Origin of the sequence: Paenibacillus sp. FSL R5-0744, from assembly GCF_037972555.1 — a bacterium.
In the GTDB taxonomy this organism is placed as follows: Bacteria; Bacillota; Bacilli; order Paenibacillales; family Paenibacillaceae; genus Paenibacillus_AQ.
The window spans coordinates 6510149-6528494 of record NZ_CP150228.1 but is presented as its reverse complement, the minus strand read 5'-3'; the positions used below and the strand labels follow the sequence as shown (position 1 = coordinate 6528494).

At 46.3% G+C, this 18346-nt stretch carries 14 protein-coding genes; 10 read left to right on the top strand and 4 right to left on the bottom strand.

What is annotated here, in order from left to right; all coding sequences use genetic code 11:
• Positions 1–33: 33 nt before the first annotated feature.
• Both MKY19_RS28910 and MKY19_RS28905 read left to right on the top strand, forming a co-directional pair.
• Positions 34–1497 (top strand): CoA-acylating methylmalonate-semialdehyde dehydrogenase, encoded by a 1464-nt coding sequence (locus MKY19_RS28910; protein WP_339799286.1) that lies wholly within the window; start codon positions 34–36, stop codon positions 1495–1497.
• A gap of 31 nt (positions 1498–1528) precedes the next feature.
• Complete coding sequence (locus MKY19_RS28905) at positions 1529–2887, top strand: aspartate aminotransferase family protein (protein WP_339799284.1); 1359 nt, start codon at positions 1529–1531, stop codon at positions 2885–2887.
• On the opposite strand, the gene MKY19_RS28900 is transcribed toward MKY19_RS28905, so the two are convergent.
• Positions 2862–4550, bottom strand: a complete 1689-nt coding sequence (locus MKY19_RS28900) for a PucR family transcriptional regulator ligand-binding domain-containing protein (protein WP_339799282.1) — start codon at positions 4548–4550, stop codon at positions 2862–2864. The genes MKY19_RS28905 and MKY19_RS28900 overlap by 26 nt on opposite strands.
• 318 nt (positions 4551–4868) lie before the next feature.
• On the opposite strand from MKY19_RS28900, the gene MKY19_RS28895 reads away from it, so the two are divergent.
• From MKY19_RS28895 to MKY19_RS28880, 4 genes are read left to right on the top strand one after another with little or no spacing between them, the layout of a single operon-like run.
• Positions 4869–6260 carry an NAD(P)-dependent oxidoreductase gene (locus MKY19_RS28895; RefSeq protein WP_339799280.1) on the top strand — a complete coding sequence of 464 codons (1392 nt, stop codon included), beginning with the start codon at positions 4869–4871 and terminating at the stop codon, positions 6258–6260.
• 44 nt (positions 6261–6304) lie between these two features.
• Complete coding sequence (gene preA / locus MKY19_RS28890) at positions 6305–7594, top strand: NAD-dependent dihydropyrimidine dehydrogenase subunit PreA (RefSeq protein WP_076099706.1); 1290 nt, start codon at positions 6305–6307, stop codon at positions 7592–7594.
• A 2-nt stretch (positions 7595–7596) separates the two neighbouring features.
• Positions 7597–9024: a dihydropyrimidinase gene (hydA, locus tag MKY19_RS28885; protein WP_339799278.1), complete on the top strand. Its 1428-nt coding sequence runs from the start codon at positions 7597–7599 to the stop codon at positions 9022–9024.
• Positions 9024–9275 carry a hypothetical protein gene (locus MKY19_RS28880; protein WP_339799276.1) on the top strand — a complete coding sequence of 84 codons (252 nt, stop codon included), beginning with the start codon at positions 9024–9026 and terminating at the stop codon, positions 9273–9275. Before hydA ends, MKY19_RS28880 begins: the two co-directional genes overlap by 1 nt.
• A gap of 334 nt (positions 9276–9609) precedes the next feature.
• Here the strand turns inward: MKY19_RS28880 and MKY19_RS28875 are convergent, their stop codons facing one another.
• Positions 9610–10113 carry a GNAT family N-acetyltransferase gene (locus tag MKY19_RS28875; protein WP_339243882.1) on the bottom strand — a complete coding sequence of 168 codons (504 nt, stop codon included), beginning with the start codon at positions 10111–10113 and terminating at the stop codon, positions 9610–9612.
• Positions 10114–10295: 182 nt separating this feature from the next.
• Between MKY19_RS28875 and MKY19_RS28870 the strand changes: the two genes are divergently transcribed.
• Positions 10296–10913 (top strand): TVP38/TMEM64 family protein, encoded by a 618-nt coding sequence (locus MKY19_RS28870; RefSeq protein WP_042192646.1) that lies wholly within the window; start codon positions 10296–10298, stop codon positions 10911–10913.
• Positions 10914–10958: 45 nt separating this feature from the next.
• Positions 10959–11873, top strand: coding sequence for an aldo/keto reductase (locus tag MKY19_RS28865; protein ID WP_339804550.1), 915 nt, complete (start codon positions 10959–10961; stop codon positions 11871–11873).
• 8 nt (positions 11874–11881) lie between these two features.
• Here MKY19_RS28865 and MKY19_RS28860 read toward each other — a convergent pair whose 3' ends face one another.
• The gene (locus MKY19_RS28860; protein ID WP_339799273.1) at positions 11882–13393 is read right to left on the bottom strand and encodes an aminotransferase class V-fold PLP-dependent enzyme; all 1512 of its coding nucleotides are present in this window, start codon (positions 13391–13393) and stop codon (positions 11882–11884) included.
• 343 nt (positions 13394–13736) lie between these two features.
• On the opposite strand from MKY19_RS28860, the gene MKY19_RS28855 reads away from it, so the two are divergent.
• Positions 13737–16016, top strand: a complete 2280-nt coding sequence (locus MKY19_RS28855) for a stalk domain-containing protein (RefSeq protein ID WP_339799271.1) — start codon at positions 13737–13739, stop codon at positions 16014–16016.
• A 77-nt stretch (positions 16017–16093) separates the two neighbouring features.
• On the opposite strand, the gene MKY19_RS28850 is transcribed toward MKY19_RS28855, so the two are convergent.
• Entirely contained in the window at positions 16094–16816 is a 723-nt protein-coding gene (locus MKY19_RS28850; protein ID WP_042192637.1) for a helix-turn-helix domain-containing protein, read from the bottom strand.
• A gap of 188 nt (positions 16817–17004) precedes the next feature.
• On the opposite strand from MKY19_RS28850, the gene MKY19_RS28845 reads away from it, so the two are divergent.
• The gene (locus MKY19_RS28845) at positions 17005–18300 is read left to right on the top strand and encodes an ABC transporter substrate-binding protein (RefSeq protein WP_339799269.1); all 1296 of its coding nucleotides are present in this window, start codon (positions 17005–17007) and stop codon (positions 18298–18300) included.
• The last annotated feature ends 46 nt before the right edge of the window (positions 18301–18346 follow it).

The following is an 18346-nucleotide window of genomic DNA, read 5'->3' as shown; positions in this document are numbered from 1 at the left end:
AGTGCATCTGAAACAGAGAAAGAGGTGCGAGCTATGTCTCTCCTAGTAACGCAGGCTGAAAGAGTTAAGAATTATGTGAATGGAGCTTGGGTAGAATCGTCGTCCGGGCGAGATGAAGAGGTATATAATCCGGCGACGGGTGAAGTGATTGCTTATGTGCCCATTTCCAGTAAGGAAGAGCTGAGTGCGGCGGTAGAAGCGGCTGCTGTGGCGTTTCAAGCGTGGAAAAGGGTCGCTGTGCCGCGTCGCGCCCGCTACTTTTTTCAATATCAACAGCTGCTGGTAAAGCATTGGCATGAGCTGGCCCTGCTGATTACGCTGGAGAATGGCAAAAGTCTGGAAGAGGCGCAAGGTGAGGTGCAGCGTGGAATTGAGTGTGTGGAATTTGCCGCAGGCATCCCCACGTTGATGATGGGCAGCCAGCTTCCGGATATTGCTACCGGAATTGAATCCGGGATGTACCGCTATCCATTGGGGGTTATCGGGGGGATTGCCCCGTTTAATTTTCCGATGATGGTTCCTTGCTGGATGTTTCCGCTCGCCATTGCTTGCGGGAATACCTTTGTGCTGAAGCCTTCTGAGCGTACGCCTCTGCTGGTCAATCGGTTAGCTGAATTATTTGCTGAAGCGGGCTTTCCACCAGGTGTGCTGAATGTGGTTCATGGAGCGCATGAGGTGGTGAACGGGCTGCTGGAGCATGATGAAGTGAAGGCGATTTCGTTCGTCGGTTCGCAGCCGGTTGCGGAATATGTATATAAGGCGGGGACGGCGCAGGGGAAGCGGGTTCAGGCATTGGCAGGCGCTAAGAATCACTCGATTGTGTTACCTGATGCGGAGCTGGATAATGCGGTGAAGAATATAATTGCCGCTGCGTTTGGCTCAGCGGGTGAGCGGTGTATGGCTTGCTCGGTTGTAGTGGTTCATGAGGATATTGCTTACGAGCTAGTGAGTCGTCTGGCTGCGGCTGCAGATGAGCTTAAGATTGGTAATGGTGCCGATGACGGGGTGTTTTTGGGTCCAGTAATTCGCCAGTCGAATAAGGATCGGACTCTTTATTACATTGAGACTGGTGAAGCTGAACAAGCCGAGTTAGTGAGAGATGGGCGGAAAGATGCTGCTGTGGGCGGTGTGGGTTATTTTATCGGACCGACGATATTTGATCATGTACAGCCGGGAATGACCCTCTGGAAGGATGAGATTTTTGCACCGGTGTTGTCTGTGATCCGTGTGAAGAGTTTAAGTGAAGCTATTGCGGTAACGAATCAGTCTCCATTCGCGAATGGGGCGTGCATTTACACAGATAGCGCTAAAGCGATCCGCGAGTTCCGGGAAGAGATTGATGCAGGGATGTTGGGTGTGAATCTGGGTGTGCCTGCGCCCATGGCTTTTTTCCCCTTCTCAGGTTATAAGAAATCATTCTATGGAGATCTGCATGCCAATGGGCGTGATGGGGTGGAATTCTATACGCGTAAAAAGATGATCACTGCCCGTTATTAGAGAAAATGAGCTGCTGAGAGGAGAAGATGTTATGCAGAGTCTGGGGAATGATAGTGAGCTTGCGGTGAGCAAGGATCGGAAATATTTATGGCACAACATTACACCTTATAGTGAAAAAAATCCGCCTATGATTGCCGCCTCGGCAAGTGGGTCGTGGATCACGGATATACAAGGCAATCGATTTTTGGATGGGATGTCTGGCCTGTGGTGTGTAAATGTGGGATACGGGCGCAAGGAGCTGGCGGAAGCTGCTTACAATCAGTTGCTGACCCTGCCTTATTTTCCTCTGACACAAAGTCATCTCCCGGCGATTGCGCTGGCGGAGAAGCTGAATGAATGGCTCGGAGACGAGTACGTGATCTTCTTTTCCAATAGCGGATCGGAAGCCAATGAGGCTGCTTTCAAAATGGCCCGCCAGTACCAGCAGCAAATCGGCCAGCATTATCGCCATAAATTCATAGCCCGTTATCGTGGGTACCATGGCAGTTCACTTGGGGCATTATCTGCAACGGGCCAGGCCCAACGCAAATATAAATATGAACCGTTGGCGGGTGGTTTTCTGCATGTGGCTCCCCCGGACAGCTATCGCCGCCCGGCCGGGATGACTGTAGAAGAATTCAACCTCCAGTGTGCACAGTCCATAGAGGATATGATCATCTGGGAAGGCGTGGAGACGGTAGCTGCGGTGATTATGGAGCCAGTAATTACGGGTGGTGGGGTCATTGTACCGCATCAGGTTTATTTGGATCGGGTGCAGGAAATCTGCCGTAAGCACGGTGTGTTGCTCATTATGGATGAGGTGATTTGTGGATTCGGACGTTCTGGACGTAAGTTTGGTCATCACAACTTTAATGTGAAGCCTGACATCGTAACGATGGCTAAGGGGTTGACCAGTGCTTATCTTCCCTTATCTGCCACTGCTGTTCGTAAGGATATCTATGAAGCGTTCAAGGATAATAGTGATGATTATGGCTATTTCCGCCATGTGAATACTTTTGGTGGCAATCCTGCTTCTTGTGCGCTGGCGCTGCGTAATCTGGAGATTATCGAGCAGGAGAAGCTGGTGGAACGTGCGGATCTTTTAGGTAAAAGAATAAATACAGAATTTACTGAGCTGCTTGATCACAAGCTTGTGGGTGATGTTCGCAGCTTTGGTTTAGTGACAGGCATCGAGCTGGTTGAAGATAAGGTTAGCAAAAAGCCAGTTGATCTGAGTATTGTGAAAGGGATTATTGCCGAATGTAAGTCCAAGGGGCTTATCATCGGCAAAAATGGCGATACCGTAGCTGGGTTCAACAATGTGCTTACCTTCGCCCCGCCGTTATCCTCCACGGATGAAGATATAGAATTTATTATCGATACTTTTAAATCTGTGCTGAACGGGGAATAGGCAAAGTGATTTTGTCTGGATATAGAAATTGGTAAGCGCGCAGGGCGACTTGAATGGAGATCCGATTCTCTGGCTGCATGAAGTCTTCACCCAGTAGCTCTGTTATTTTGTCCAGACGATAATAAAGGGACTGTCTGACAATGAATAAGTTTCGAGCGGCAATTTGTTTGGAACCATCATGATCCAGATAAACACGAAGGGTAAGCAGCAGCTCGCTGCCTTTGGTTTGGTCGTGGTCGATTAGCGGGCCGAGATAACTGCGAATGAAGTTCTGCAACGTTTTTCCGTCATTTAAGCTCAACAGCAACTGGAATACACCCAGCTCTTCATAGAAGAGCAGTGACTTCTGATAACAAGAGTATAGAGACAAAGCTTGCAAAGCTTCTTGATAACCGGAATAGGCCTGTTTTAGGCGCTTATGCGATTTGCTGACTCCAATGACGAGCTGCAAATCCTTGAGCTTCTCATCGGAGCGGATGTTCTGCAGGGCCTCAAGTGCTTGCTGAAGCCGCATTTTTCCAGGCATTTTCGATTGAATGTCGAGTGCGATGACGGTGAGGCGATTGTTCTTGAGTGTGATCAGCGGACGTAAAGAATATTTCTCGAAAATGGAACGCAGGATGAGCGAAAGGTGGAAGGTGATTGATTCCCATTCGTTCTCTGAGCTGTTCCATTTTACGTCTCTAGGGTTCTTGATTTCGATAAGGCATACACGGTAAGGGAGTTCGTTGACCATGTTGAAATTGGAACCGATCAAGCCTTTTAAGCGATTGTCATCCTCTATACGACCATTGATCAGCTCATCGACCCATAGATTTTCTGAAAAAAGCTTACGCTCCTCCATATATCGGGTACGCAGTAGCTCTTGAGCAATGGACAGCGAGGCGGAATCCAGCAGCAGACAGTCGAATTCCTGTGGTTTGTGATTGCATACCATCAAAATGTAAGCCCAGGTCTGATCCAGCGCACCTACAGGCTTGATTGCAATCGTCTTCTGTCCATATTCTCGGGTGTAAGGGGCGATGTCTGGTTGAATGCCTTCCATCTCGTCACCGAAGGTGGTGAAGAAATTCAGCAGGGGAGTTTGCTCATCGGGCGGAAGTGCCGGGAAGAATAAGGGTTTGCCTTGCAGCTGCATATAGACGATTTGTGTGCGGGTGCTTTTACATAATAATTGCAGTACCTTCACTGTTCCTTGTGAGGTTAAGGTCAGACGGTGGAATTCACGAGAGATGCTTTCGAGTTCTTGCAGCATCCGGTGATGCCGATTGATGATGATGGAATGGAGGTCTAGGGTGATATCGACGAAGCGAACCGTGCGGGTGAAGATAATTAGCGGAAAGTCATGCCTGTCGGCTAAGTCGATCATCTCTTGCGGGATGGTGCTGAAATACGTACCTAACTCAATACATAGGCAAGCTGCATTTTTGTCGATCAGGTTCTGCATAAACTCCAAGGAGGAAGGGAGATCGACACTTGCACCAATCCCCGTAGTCAAAATCATTTCTTCGCCATGAATTAGAGTCTCGAAGTTGGCACTTTCCAGTACATGCACCCAGCGAATGGCACGGCTTAGGTCGCTTTTCCCGCCGATCACCTCGGCTTCTGCGAATAGTGGTCTTTTTAAAGCGTCACGAATGGTTAATACAAGCTCCCAGTCCATAGTTACTCCCCCTCGATCTTCTGTGCTCTGGCCTTCGGCTAATGCCCTGTTATTCTCAGCCTATTCTCATACGTAAAAAATACAGTTTTGAAATTAGACAAAGTGTCTAATGCAACGAAAATTCGAAATGACTATAGTTTGATTAACGAATGTCAGTATATATAACCTAATCAGGAAGAGTGTTGAGAGATAATTTCTGTTAATGCTTATATTACTACAATAATTCAATGATGTAAGCAAAATATTCAGAAAAAACTTGAAATAATGTTATATTATATAACACAAATATGAAAAATTACCCATAAGGAGGGACTAGTGATGGAGCATTCATCTCCGTTAACAGCATTTACACCTGATATGTTCAGGCGCAATTTCACCGAGGCTGAGCCGCCTCTGACCCATAAGGGTGCCATGGATGAGTCCAATCGCTGTCTATATTGCTACGATGCCCCATGTATAAAAGCATGTCCGACCAGCATTAATATTCCCTCCTTTATCAAACGGATCGCTACTGACAATTTGAAAGGCTCGGCACAGACGATTATGGATTCCAATCCTGTGGGTGCCAGCTGTGCTCGTGTTTGTCCTACAGATGAGCTGTGTGAAGGAGCTTGTGTGTTAAATGATGCCTCGGCGCCGATCCAAATCGGACTGCTGCAGCGTTATGCGACAGATTGGGCAATGAACAGCGGAGTTCAATTATTTAAGGCTGGCACCCCTAATGGGAAAAAGGTAGCCGTTATCGGCGGTGGTCCTGCGGGATTGTCTGCGGCTAGGGAACTCGCCCGTGAAGGTTTTGCTGTTGTGATCTACGAAGCTAAGGCGTTAGCGGGTGGGCTGGATACACATGGGATTGTATCGTTTCGGCTCCCACAGTCTGTATCTCTTTGGGAAGTAGAGCAGGTAGAGAAGTTGGGTGTGGAAATACGTACAGGTGTAAAAGTCGGAGTGAATGTTTCTGTAGATGAGCTGAAGTCGAACTATGATGCCATCGTTTTGGCAGCGGGTATGGGTTATGTGCCTCCGATAGGGATTGAAGGTGAAAAATTGGCTGGCGTATACGACGCCATTGCACTCGTAGAATCCACTAAGACTGGCATTCCTTTGCTAGAGCTGATGGGTCAGCGGGTCGCTGTCATTGGTGCGGGTAATACAGCTATTGATGCAGCTACATGCTCAGTGCGGCTGGGGGCCTCAAATGTAAAAATGGTCTACCGCCGGACCCGCGAAGAGATGACGGCTTATGAGTTTGAATATGAATTTGCGAAGCAGGAAGGTGTGGAGTTCAACTGGCTTACCTTACCGAAACGTATCGTGGGTGATGAGTTTGGGAACGTAACCGGACTGGAATGTGTGCAGATGAAGCTGACAGAGGAGCTGGGCAAAGATGGACGTCCAGTACCTATGCCGATCGAGGGTTCTGAGTTCTTGATTCCTGTAGATGCGGTTGTAATAGCTATTGGTCAAAAGCGTCGCCTAGATCTAATAGATTCCTTAGGCCTTGTGCATGACCGTGGGGTTGTAAAGGTGGATGAAGCCACCTGTCAAACCTCCGATCCGCAAATTTATGCCGCTGGCGATATCATATTTGGTTCAGGCAAAGGCGAGGCCATGGTTGTATCCGCGGCCCAGCAGGGAAAAGATGCGGCCCATGCGATTGTTAAACAATTCTCAGGTCAGCAGGATGCCGTTATTAGATCTGCGGGTTGAGCGTAGAGATCAAATTGGATTTTACATGACAGGAGGGAACATCAATGGCAGATTTAAGTATTAATCTCGCAGGAATCAAATCACCGAATCCGTTCTGGCTGGCCTCTGCGCCCCCTACGAATACAGGCTATCAAGTGCAGCGGGCCTTTGAAGCAGGTTGGGGTGGTGCGGTGTGGAAGACGCTCGGTGATCCGATCATTAATACCTCATCGCGTTTTGCGGCAGTAAATTTCAATGGGCAACGGGTTGCGGGCTTTAACAATATTGAACTGATCACCGACCGTCCGCTTGAAGTTAATCTGAAGGAAATTTATGAAACGAAGAAAAGATTTCCGAATCATGCGATTATAGCCTCCCTGATGGTAGAACCAACGCAGCATAAATGGCATGAGATTGTTAAGCGGGTAGAGGATGTGGGTGTAGACGGTCTGGAGCTTAACTTTGGCTGTCCGCACGGGATGGCTGAGCGTGGAATGGGTGCTGCTTCCGGGCAGCAGCCTGATCTGGTGCAGGCACAGACCACCTGGGTAAAAGAAGTTGCGACGACCCCAGTGATTGTGAAGCTGACGCCCAACATTACGGATATCACCGTCGTTGCCCGCCATGCGGTTAAGGGTGGAGCGGACGCGATTAGTATGATCAACACGATCAACAGTCTTGCTGGTGTAGATATTCATAGCTGGAACACAATTCCGAATGTTGGGGGTCAGGGTGCGCATGGCGGTTACTGCGGGCCGGCTGTGAAACCAATTGCGCTTAGTATGGTGGCCGAGTGTGCCCGTGACCGGGGAGTTGGCATTCCTATCTCCGGTATTGGAGGGATTTCAACCTGGCAGGATGTTGTTGAATTCATGTTGATGGGTGCTACTGGCATTCAAGTATGTACAGCGGTCATGCATCATGGCTTCCGGATTGTGGAGGAAATGATCGATGGCCTGAACAACTATTTGGATGACAAAGGTTTGGCTTCCGTAACAGAGTTAATCGGCAAATCGGTATCCAGATACTCCAACTGGGGTGATCTGGATCTCAACTATAAGGTCGTTGCCCGTATTAATGAGAACAACTGCATCAACTGTAATAAATGCCATATTGCCTGCGAAGATGCTTCACATCAATGTATTGATATGTTAACTAATGCAGATGGGAAAGCTATTCTACAGGTCCGCGAGGAAGATTGTGTAGGTTGTAATCTTTGTTCTATTGTCTGTCCAGCAGACGGCGCGATTGATATGGTTCCAGTGGATACCGGGGCAGCCCCACTGACTTGGAACCAGCGGCAGAAAGTGATCGGCAGTTTGAATGGCACCTATTCGGAAGTGGAGGTGGTGTAAGGATGAAAAAGATTATTAAAAATGGCATCATCGTTACCGCAGCAGATACTTATACAGGCGATGTGGCGATTGAAAACGGGGTTATTACGGAGATTGGCCTTCATTTGGATGTCCCTGGTGCGGAAATTATTGATGCCTCGGGGTGTTATGTTTTTCCTGGAGGCATTGATCCTCATACGCATCTGGATATGCCTTTTGGCGGCACGGTTACAGCCGATGATTTCGAGACGGGAACCATTGCAGCTGCATATGGCGGAACGACCACAGTCATTGATTTTTGCTTAACCACCAAAGGACAACCGCTACAGCAAGCCGTAGATACATGGCATCATAAGTCGCAGGATAAAGCGGTGATTGATTACAGCTTCCACCTTATGGTCTCAGAATTAAACGATAAAGTACTGGGTGAGCTTCCGGAGATAATTGAGAATGAAGGCATTACCTCGCTCAAAGTATTTATGGCTTATAAGAATACTTTTCAGGCGGATGACGGCACACTTTTTAAGACCCTCAAAGCTGCGAAAAAAGAAGGTGCACTCGTTATGGTGCATGCGGAGAATGGAGATGTCATTGAATATCTTGTAGAGCAGGCTTTGGCCGCAGGCAATACCGACCCGATCTTTCATGCGCTGACCCGCCCACCGGAGCTGGAGGGTGAAGCTACGGGACGCGCAGCTTATCTAACCGAACTGACAGATTCTCAGCTGTATGTTGTACACGTGACCTGTGCGGAAGCTGCTTGGAAGATTGCTGAAGCGCGTAAAAAGGGACTGCGCGTCTACGGCGAGACTTGTCCACAGTATTTAGTGCTGGATCAGACGGCGTTGGAAAAGCCTAATTTCGAAGGTGCTAAATACGTGTGGTCTCCGCCCCTGCGTGAGCAGTGGAATCAGGATGTTTTGTGGGATGCGCTATGGAGCGGTAGCTTGCAGACGATTGGCTCTGACCAGTGCTCGTTTGATTTCAAAGGACAAAAGGATCTGGGGCTAGGCGATTTCTCCAAAATCCCGAACGGTGGGCCGACCATTGAGGACCGGTTTACGATTCTATATTCGGAAGGTGTGCAGAAAGGCCGGATCTCATTGAACAAATTCGTAGACATTATTGCTACCTCTAGCGCCAAGCTGTTTGGCTTGTATCCGCAAAAAGGCACGGTCGCGGTAGGCAGTGATGCTGACCTGGTCATTTTTGATCCTTCTGTAGAAAGAACCCTTTCTGCGGACACGCACCATATGAACGTAGATTATAATGCGTTTGAGGGCTTTGAAGTAAAGGGAGAGCCTGTTTCCGTCCTCAGTCGAGGCGAGTTTGTGATTCGAGACAAGCAATTTGTTGGTAAACCCGGGTCGGGAAAATATTTAAAGCGCAAGCGTTTTGCAGCGAAGGCTCCTCTTCCTTCCAAGGCGGAAATCAGCGGAGGTGTAGTCTAATGTCTGCTTTTACGGAATATGCCAAAGAACAGCAGGAGATTGATGGGCTGCTTTTTAAAGGATATACGATTGCCAGCATCCAAGAGGGTTTAGACGGTGCCCGAATAAAATTTGTCAGAGGGGAGCCGGCTAAAAGCTCGGTAGAGCTGTTACTGCTGACAGCGGATGCCCGTAAGTACGTGACAACCCTTGTGGTTGCGGAGCTGAGGGCGGAAGGTGAGCAGGTGGGTTGTTACAGTGGAGAGGTTTGAAGTGAGGGGATTTGAAGCTGAGTAGTGAGCCTGCGCAGGATAGGGGGCCTACTGCTCGGCTTTTTATTGTGCGCATGAAAGGGGCGTGGAGATAACTTCCCTGAAAATAGCCGATTATCATCGCGGAATACACTTTTTAGGGAAATCCTCCCTAAAAAGTAGCTGATAATGGTCCCGAATAGACGTTTTAGGGAAATCCTCCCTAAAAATCCCTGAAATACGCCGATTTTGCTCAAATTCGCTAAATATTAGGGAGGTTTTCCCTGATTTGCAGTTATAGGCACCTGAAAGACCAAAAATCAGGGAGGATTTCCCTAATCTATTGCTGTCGCTGCTACTCACGCTCCATATACTCATGCCGTAATATGGACATGATATGCAGAGATTCAAAGTGTTCTCCTACTTTTATACAGTCACGTAGAGTACCTTCCAGTGTAAAGCCACAGCTTTCATAGACATGGCGTGCCCTGTGGTTATGGTCTCTAACATCTAACCATAGGCGATGTGATTCAGTATGGCGAAAGATCCAGTCGGTCACGAGACAAAGCGACAGCTTACCATACCCAAACCCCTTGGAATGGATGACGATTCTTTTAATACAAACGGTAAGATGAGTGTCTTGAAGTCCTGTAATGATGATATAACCGACTCTTTTTCCTGAACTATCCCAAATTGTAAGATGTAGAATATCTGGGTCTTGGAGGGCTGCAGCGTGTTCCGCTTTAGTCCATTGACCAATATAGATGCGGTTTAGTTCACTTTGTTCGATGGCTAGAACGAACGCTAAATCCTGTACGGTGGTACGTTGTAAATCCAAGGCTTCTGAATGGATGATCATAACCATGCGCCCCTGTCTCATATGTATTTTCTATCTATGGTAACTGACAGTCTACTCGCTGTCATTCATGTAGTTCTAGCTTGTTCTCTTTATATTGGAACAGCTGTAGGAATGCTCGCAACTTCGTGTATAATTGAGACCAGGTGTTAAGAATTCCAATCGGATGAGGAGATCAGCTGGTTATGTACTTTCTTGATATTATGTCTTGGCTGACAGAGGATAATCTGCGGCATCTGCTTGAACAATATCGTTCGTTTGGGCCCTTTCCGGGCATTGCGTTAACGTTTTTGAAATCATTTATACCACCACTACCAACTATTGCGATCGTCGGATTAAACGGGGCTGTATATGGTTTATGGTTAGGTTTTTTGTATTCTTGGATCGGCTTGGTTGCGGGCTGTGTGACAACATTTTGGATTATTCGCAAAGTAGCTTCGCATCGGTATCTGCGAAAATGGGCAGAACGGCCAAAGGTAGCCAAAAGTATGACATGGGTGCGGCAAAGCGGATTCAGTTATGTTTTTCTGCTTAGTATATTCCCGGTAGGCCCTTTCGTTGTAATTAATATGGCTGCTGGTCTTGCTGGTATGAGGTTTCGTTCATACCTCCTTGCGCTCACTGTGGGCAAAGCGATCATGGTATTCGCTGTTTCATATATTGGAAATGATCTGGAACGATTTATCCGCCAGCCGTGGGAGATCATCTATGTCTTGGTGTTTATTGGATTGTCACTATGGGGAGTTAAAGCCATCGAGGCGCGGTTCGCTAGAACGGTGGAAGATGGAAACAAGGCCGCTTAGTACTGTGAATGGACTATTTTAATAAAACAAAGGGAGGAAATGATGATGAAATATCGTAAACTTGGCAGTACAGGGATGAATGTATCGGTGATCGGATTGGGTACTTGGCAGTTCGGTGGAGAGTGGGGCAAGGATTTCACTCAAGCAGAAGTCGATGCCATGCTAGATAAGGCTGGAGAGCTCGGTATTAACCTGATTGATACGGCAGAATGTTATGGAGATCACTTGTCAGAGAAGTTCATCGGGGGTTATCTGGCTCGCCGGAAACGTGAGGACTGGATTGTAGCTACGAAATTCGGTCATCATTTTCAGGGACATTTGCAGCGGGAACAGTTATGGCGTGCTGAGGATGTGCTGAAGCAACTGGATGATTCCCTGCGTGCACTTCAGACTGAGTACATCGACCTCTATCAATTCCATTCCGGAACGGATGAGCAATTCGATAATGACAAGCTGTGGAGCATGCTCGACAGACAGAAGCAGGCAGGGAAAATCCGTCATTTAGGCGTCTCGATAAGTGCATCAGGCTCAGGTGTACATCAGACCTCTGCAGCAGCGGATGTGCAAGCAGAGGCCATACAAGTAGTATATAATCGGCTGGATCGTCAACCTGAGGAAGAGATTCTTCCACTCTGCATCGAGCATAAATTAGGTGTGTTGGCGCGTGTTCCGTTAGCGAGTGGTTATTTAAGCGGCAAGTACAAGCCGGATGCGGTATTTGGTCAGGGTGATGTGCGTGCTAACCATAAAGAGGATGTAAGGCAAAAACAGCTGCGCGCTGTAGCTGAAATTGCTGCCAATGAAGTCCCTTCTGGACTCGATATGGCGCAGTGGGCTTTGGCGTGGTGCCTTCAGCATCCCGCAGTAACCAGTGTAATTCCAGGTTGTAAAAATGTAGAACAAGTTATCTCCAACGCTAGTGCTGCCGATCTGGACATGGTGAAGGACATTACACAATAAGCTGGGAACTACACCGAAAAAAGCGCTTTGACCTTCGCCTCTGCGGGATCCTCATTGTAGATATGGGTCCAACTGTTCGTAGAAGCATCATAAAAATAGTCCTGTTTCCATTGTTGGAAATGGATCACGATATTTCGTACAGCGGATACAATTCTCTCTACCTCCTGATTCCTCATAATGGGGTGTAGAGAGATGCGGATCCAACCCGGTCTAAGCGACTGGTCTCCTACAGTAATTGCCTCAGCGATCTGAGCAGATTGCGCCCACCCTAATTCAAGTAAGTAATGCCCATAAGGACCTGCACAAGAGCAACCACCCCGGGCTTGTATACCAAAGCGATCATTCAGTAGTTGAACTGCAAGATTATAATGAATATCACGTAGTGTAAAAGAGACAATGCCATGACGTTCTGTATGATGTCCAGCTAGCAGCGAGCATTCGGGTATGCTACGGAGTCCGTTCATTAATTGCTGGCATAGCTCGTGCTCTCTAATCACCATATATTGACCGTTTCCATTCATCTGTTCCTTCAGCTTCACGCAAAGTGCCGTCCGAAAAGCTTGCAGAAACCCCGGTGTTCCCCCGTCTTCCCGCATCTCTATTTCGTTGGTGTAGCGCCGTCCTCCCCAAGGATTGACCCAAGCCACTGTACCTCCACCCGGTTCGTCAGGAATACGTCCATTACTTAGAGCCTCATCAAAAATTAGAACGCCATTCGTGCCCGGTCCACCCAGAAATTTATGCGGAGAAAAAAAGATTGCATCCAGCTTCTCCAGCGGTGAGACAGGATGCATATCGATAGGCTCATAGGGTGCACTGGCGGCAAAATCTACAAAACATAGGCCTCCGTGGCGGTGCATAATCGCGGCAAGCTTCTGGTAGGGAGTCTGAATTCCGGTCACATTGGAGCAAGCCGTAAATGAACCGATTTTCCAGCGGCGATGCTGATACAATTTCAACTGGGCTTCAAGCTGCTGAAGATCTATATTTCCGTTTTCTCCGGGAGGAACAGTCACAACATCACCAATCCCCTCCTGCCAGGGAAGGATATTGGAATGATGCTCCATATGGCTGGTGAAGATCACAGGACGTTCCTCCATCGAATGGGAGCTATAGTCCTGAATCCACTCAGGGAGTCTTAAGCCCATGATACGCTGCAGCTTGTTTACGGCTCCTGTTGTTCCATTTCCGCAGAAGAGCAGGATGTCCTGAGGGCCAGCATTTACATGCTTTTTAATAATTTGTCGCGCTTCATTATAAGCCAGTGTCATGGTTAAACCGGTCGTGTTGGAGTCTGTATGTGGATTACTAACATATGGACCGAAGGCTTCCTGCAGCTTCCGTTCAATCGGTTCATATAAGCGTCCGCTGGCGGTCCAATCGGCATACAGCAGTGGCTGTCTACCATAGGGTGTGGTGATCTGATGCCGAATTCCAATGGTGTGCTCACGAAAAATCTCGAAATGGTTTTGTAGTGAAGCGGGCGTCTCTGCAGAAGAGGCGTGGATGATGTTTAGCACGGATTTCCCTCCAGCCCGTACGCCGATAGTGGTAAGGTCATAGTTTATTTTCGGCGTGCCAGTAGTTTCTATGGCATTAGTATATGCTTGCTTGGAGAATTGGGTTAAAGCCTAGGTGGAGTTTATAGGAAAAACAAATAAAGGAGATAGAGGTGAATGGTGTAATTAATATACAACATTGTTTTTTATTTACTTATAATGAAACTTTTTGAGATCTACTGCGTCAAATAATACGATTTGAAATAATGAATGTACCATGAAGTAAAAGCACTGTCTCGTTATATAAGAGGAAGGTAAAGTTAGGGGCCACTTATATTCACAAATGGAGCAGAGGAGTCAAATCATGCATTTAAAAAAACTATCATTAGTTGTACTATTGGCCGTATCTCAGACTGCTGCGGCAGTGCCCGTTTTTGCTGAAGCTGGAAATATTACCTCCAGTAACACCAGTGGAGTAAGAGTGGCTACTACATCTGTTGCGGAAGTAATTCCAGAAGCTACTGATCCATTGCCATCATTGACACGTCCGGTAGCAGAAGGGGCAACAGCAACAGCAACACCAACACCAACACCAACACCAACACCAACACCAACACCAACACCAACACCAACAGCGACAGTAACGCCAATTACAGGGGTAACAACCGATTCTACTTTAACAACGTTACCATCCCCCACACCGAGTCCAAGTCTTACACTTATACCTGCGACCACTACACCACCGATTACAACTGATGTAGTTAATGCAGGGGCTAGCAATCAGCTTGTACTTATGATGAATAGTAACAAAATGTATCAGAATGGCATTGAATATTTGGCTAATCAGCCAATGGCAGTGAAGAATGGCGTTTCCTACGTTTCGATTAGAGCTATGGTTGAACGTGTAGGTGTGAAATACATTTACGATTATAAGACGAAAGAGACTATTGTTACTAAAGGCAGCGACGTTATGCGGTTCAAGACAGACAGTAAGATTTATTCCGTAAATGGTAAAAATGTGACAATGAAAGGTCCAGCATATCAATTCAAAGGAACCTTTATGATTCCATTGACGTCCATTACTGGGGCGCTGGGCATTCCGTATACCGTGGATAATGTGCAAAAACGAGTCATTCTTTCGCTAAATTTGAAGCCTAAAGCTTCTTTTACAGTACCGGCTATAATTTATGCTGGTGATCCAGTGAATTTCCTGACTTCTAGCTCTTCACCGATTGGTTCAGCCATAGTTGAAGAGAGGTGGGAAGGGAAGCAGGATATCTATGATACACCTGGGCAATATGTAGTATCCTACTCTGTTAGGGATGCTAATGGACAATGGAGTGATCCTTACTCCACGACGATCACGATTCTAAAACCGAATACACCGCCGGTTGCAAATTTTACGACCGATAAGAATTCCTACAAAATGGGTGAGATGATCACTTATACGGATATGAGCACCGACCCAGACGGAGATACAATTAAAACAACGACCTGGACAAATAAAGCGGAAGCTTTCTTCTCGCCTGGTCCTGCAACAGTTTCTATTCAAGTAGAAGATTCACATGGCGCAATCAGCACTTTTGAAAAAGTCATTAATATTACGGGTGAAGTCTTGTACAGTAAGGAAGATTTCTATAGATTGTTCGCTTCTCCGGGTAGTGTATTTGATATTGACGGATCAAATGTTCCAAACTGGCAGAAGGTAGCTTATACGCTCACTTCTGAGCCTTATAATCTTATTCGCGCTAACAGTCCAGAAACCGTAAATATGGAAGGGATTACTTATCGTGAAACATCGTTCGGTGGAACCCGCTTTTTGATTCACCACAAGAATAATATGAATACTAAAATGAAGGTATATGTGATAGCTAAGAACAACAATCTATCCCCTACGACGATCACAACAGAATATTTAGGAGTTGGAGGCCCACATCCCTTTCCGGAAGCTACGGGTAAACTCTCAGTGCAACGTTACTGGGAATCCATGCAAACGAAAAAAGATTACAAGACAACGGTCCTGCAACCTGGTGAAAGCGTCTCTATCCTGTCTGATCTGAATAATATTGCCATAAAACCGAGCGAAATCGTTTCACTCCAAGCGGACTTATATAGTGATTATCCTATTGAATACAATGTTATGATGATTGATGCGAATAAAGATCCGTTAACCACACTTCCTATGCTTCCAATACTGGATCGTGATGGTGTGCATAACCGAGGGACTTATGCTGATTCTACACGTATCATGACTGTTACGGATGAAGTAGGGAGAACACCTGCGAGACTTCTCATCGGTGATAATTCAAGTGATTTGAATTTGATGGGCACCGACCCTATGTCAGGAACTGGTGCATCCAATGCAGGCAACTTCGGAGTACTATACAAAATCAAATTTGAACATGTTGCTCCAAATTCATTAATTACCTTTAACCCGCGTGGTGGTAATTATATGGGACCTGTTATGGTGAATGGTCAAATTGTTCAAATGCCAAGTACCGGCAGTATTACAAATGCAAACTTGAATAGTGTGGTTTATCGTACAGGTGATGAAGGGGGCTCTGTTGAGATATTGTTCACTGCAGCATCTGGTAGTAATTTGCCGGTTAACTTCCTGATTACACCGCAACCACCGAAGAGATAGTTATGCAAAGTAATCATTAGGGGGACCAAAAGGCGAGATTCCATTCAGCTATGAATGAGAATTCGCCTTTTTGCTTTTCATTTCATGTGATCTTTTCGATACTCCCTTGCGGTCATGCCTAGATGCGTCTTGCAGTAGGTAGAGAAGTAGGCAGAGGAAGCGAAGCCGAAGATATCACTAATATCCTGAAGCGCCATATTTGTATGGATCAGGAAGTTCTTGATCGCATCCATTCTTTCTTTATGGATGAAGTTGAGGACAGTGCTCCCTGTTTCTTGTTTGAATAGCGTTGCGAGGTAATTCGGATGCAACTGCACGATTTCCGCAACTCGCTCTAGCGTAGGCTTCTCTTCAATGTGCTTTTTAATATAGGCGATGGTCTTATTAATGATGGGTCCATACGAATACGAACGATGGGTTGAGATGACACTAATAAAGCTATTTAGCATGAGGTATTCAATCTCAACGGTCTTCACGATCGAGTCGCTCTCATCAATTAAGTTGATGTAATGGTCACTGAGAATGAACGCGGACTCGGAATCGACTCCCGCCTCAATGATCGCACGCGTAAAAATGGTGCAGCTAGCGACTAGAGAATATTTCAACGACTGCAAAGGCTTCGGTGACAGGTTGGCTCGTTCCAGCAAGTTGATTTCATTCAATATTTTAACGGCACCTTCACGATCAATGCGTTGGATTGCATAGACGAGCTTCTTTTCGTGCTCATAGGAAGGGTGCATATAGTTCTGATAGCGATTCTTCGCCATATTGCGTTCGAGGACGGCAGTAATGTCTAGCATGGATAATCTCCTTTAGGCTACCTGTTTAAGGGAGGATTTTACAATATAATCCGTATTTATAAATCGAAACTAATGTTAAGAATTTATAATTAAGTGTTATATTATCGTGTAATATCAGTTTTGTAAAGGCTTTCAATTTTAGAAATACAAATAAAAATTATGAAATCTTCAGAAGAGGGGTATTGCAGATGAAGAAAAAAGTAGGGGCAGCATTATTATCTGTAGCTATGTTATCCACGTTAGTCGCTTGTGGAGCAAAAAGTGATGATGGGGCAAACAAGGCAAATAGCGCAGACACAACGTCTAAAGGAACTGGTAAAAAAGCGGTTATTACAATCATTCAGAATAAAGTAGAAATCCAAAGTGCACTAGAGGATGCAGTGAAAGAATTCAATAAAACTCAAGATAAATATGAAGTACAAGCACTAGGAGCAGCAGGTGACAACCTGATGACGGTGCTCCAGACACAATTCAGCTCCGCACCTGAAAAAGCACCAACCATTTTCACAACAGCATCTGGCTCAGAGTTTCAAAAATATCTTCCATATATGGCACCCTTGGATGATATGAAAGCGGCTAGCAAAATTGTTGAAGGACAAGATACAGCAGCGCGTAATGATGGTAAATTATATGGCTTGCCAGTTGCGCTTGAAGGCTTCGGACTTATCTATAATAAGGATATGTTCAAGGAAGCAGGCGTGAATGCGGACGATATTAAGACATGGGATGAGCTTGTTGCAGCAAGCACGAAGCTAGAGCAAGTGAAAGGCGTGAAGAAGGCCATAGCGTATGCACAAGAGTCTTACTTCCGTTTCATGCATCCATTTAACTGGCCATTTGCATTAATGAAAGATACATCGGGTACGATTGCTAAGATTAATGCTGGCGAATTGAAGCTTCAAGATATTCCTGAATTGAAAGAGTACGTTGCTGATCTGGACAAGATCAAAGACCATACGAACTTGAGTAAAGATACGTATGATGAACAAGTTGCAGGCTTCGCGGCAGGACAATATGCGATGATTCACCAAGGAAACTGGGCACAAGGTCTCTTGAACGATTATGATGTGAAATTTGAATACGGTTTCTTGCCAGTACCTTTCGAAGGTAATCAAGGTATTGCGGTAGGTAACAGTAACTTCTTCCGCGTGAACAAGCATGCATCGGAAGATCAACAAGCGGGTGCGAAGGCGTTCTTGGATTGGTTGCTAACAGATCCAGCGGGTCAGCACTATGTAACGGATGAGTTTAACTTTATCCCTGTGTACTCCGGTTTTGATACTAGCAAAATGGATCCGTTATCCCAAGAAGTGAACCGTTATGCAAGTGAAAGCAAGACAGTGAAATGGGTATTCGATCAATTCCCAGCGGGAGCAGATCAAGAGTTTGCGAACCAAATGGAAAAATACTATGCAGGAAAATTAACGGGCGAGGGCTTGTTAGAAGCACTTCAGAATGTTTGGATGACTGCGGTTAAAAAATAATCGTATGGCTATGGAGGCTGCTTCTCGAATATTCGTTAAGCGGCCT

Coding starts and splice junctions, on each gene's coding strand:
- MKY19_RS28910 (WP_339799286.1), top strand. CDS start 34: ATGTCTCTCCTAGTAACGCAGGCTGAAAGAGTTAAGAATTATGTGAAT.
- MKY19_RS28905 (WP_339799284.1), top strand. CDS start 1,529: ATGCAGAGTCTGGGGAATGATAGTGAGCTTGCGGTGAGCAAGGATCGG.
- MKY19_RS28900 (WP_339799282.1), bottom strand. CDS start 4,550: ATGGACTGGGAGCTTGTATTAACCATTCGTGACGCTTTAAAAAGACCA.
- MKY19_RS28895 (WP_339799280.1), top strand. CDS start 4,869: ATGGAGCATTCATCTCCGTTAACAGCATTTACACCTGATATGTTCAGG.
- preA (WP_076099706.1), top strand. CDS start 6,305: ATGGCAGATTTAAGTATTAATCTCGCAGGAATCAAATCACCGAATCCG.
- hydA (WP_339799278.1), top strand. CDS start 7,597: ATGAAAAAGATTATTAAAAATGGCATCATCGTTACCGCAGCAGATACT.
- MKY19_RS28880 (WP_339799276.1), top strand. CDS start 9,024: ATGTCTGCTTTTACGGAATATGCCAAAGAACAGCAGGAGATTGATGGG.
- MKY19_RS28875 (WP_339243882.1), bottom strand. CDS start 10,113: ATGATCATCCATTCAGAAGCCTTGGATTTACAACGTACCACCGTACAG.
- MKY19_RS28870 (WP_042192646.1), top strand. CDS start 10,296: ATGTACTTTCTTGATATTATGTCTTGGCTGACAGAGGATAATCTGCGG.
- MKY19_RS28865 (WP_339804550.1), top strand. CDS start 10,959: ATGAAATATCGTAAACTTGGCAGTACAGGGATGAATGTATCGGTGATC.
- MKY19_RS28855 (WP_339799271.1), top strand. CDS start 13,737: ATGCATTTAAAAAAACTATCATTAGTTGTACTATTGGCCGTATCTCAG.
- MKY19_RS28850 (WP_042192637.1), bottom strand. CDS start 16,816: ATGCTAGACATTACTGCCGTCCTCGAACGCAATATGGCGAAGAATCGC.
- MKY19_RS28845 (WP_339799269.1), top strand. CDS start 17,005: ATGAAGAAAAAAGTAGGGGCAGCATTATTATCTGTAGCTATGTTATCC.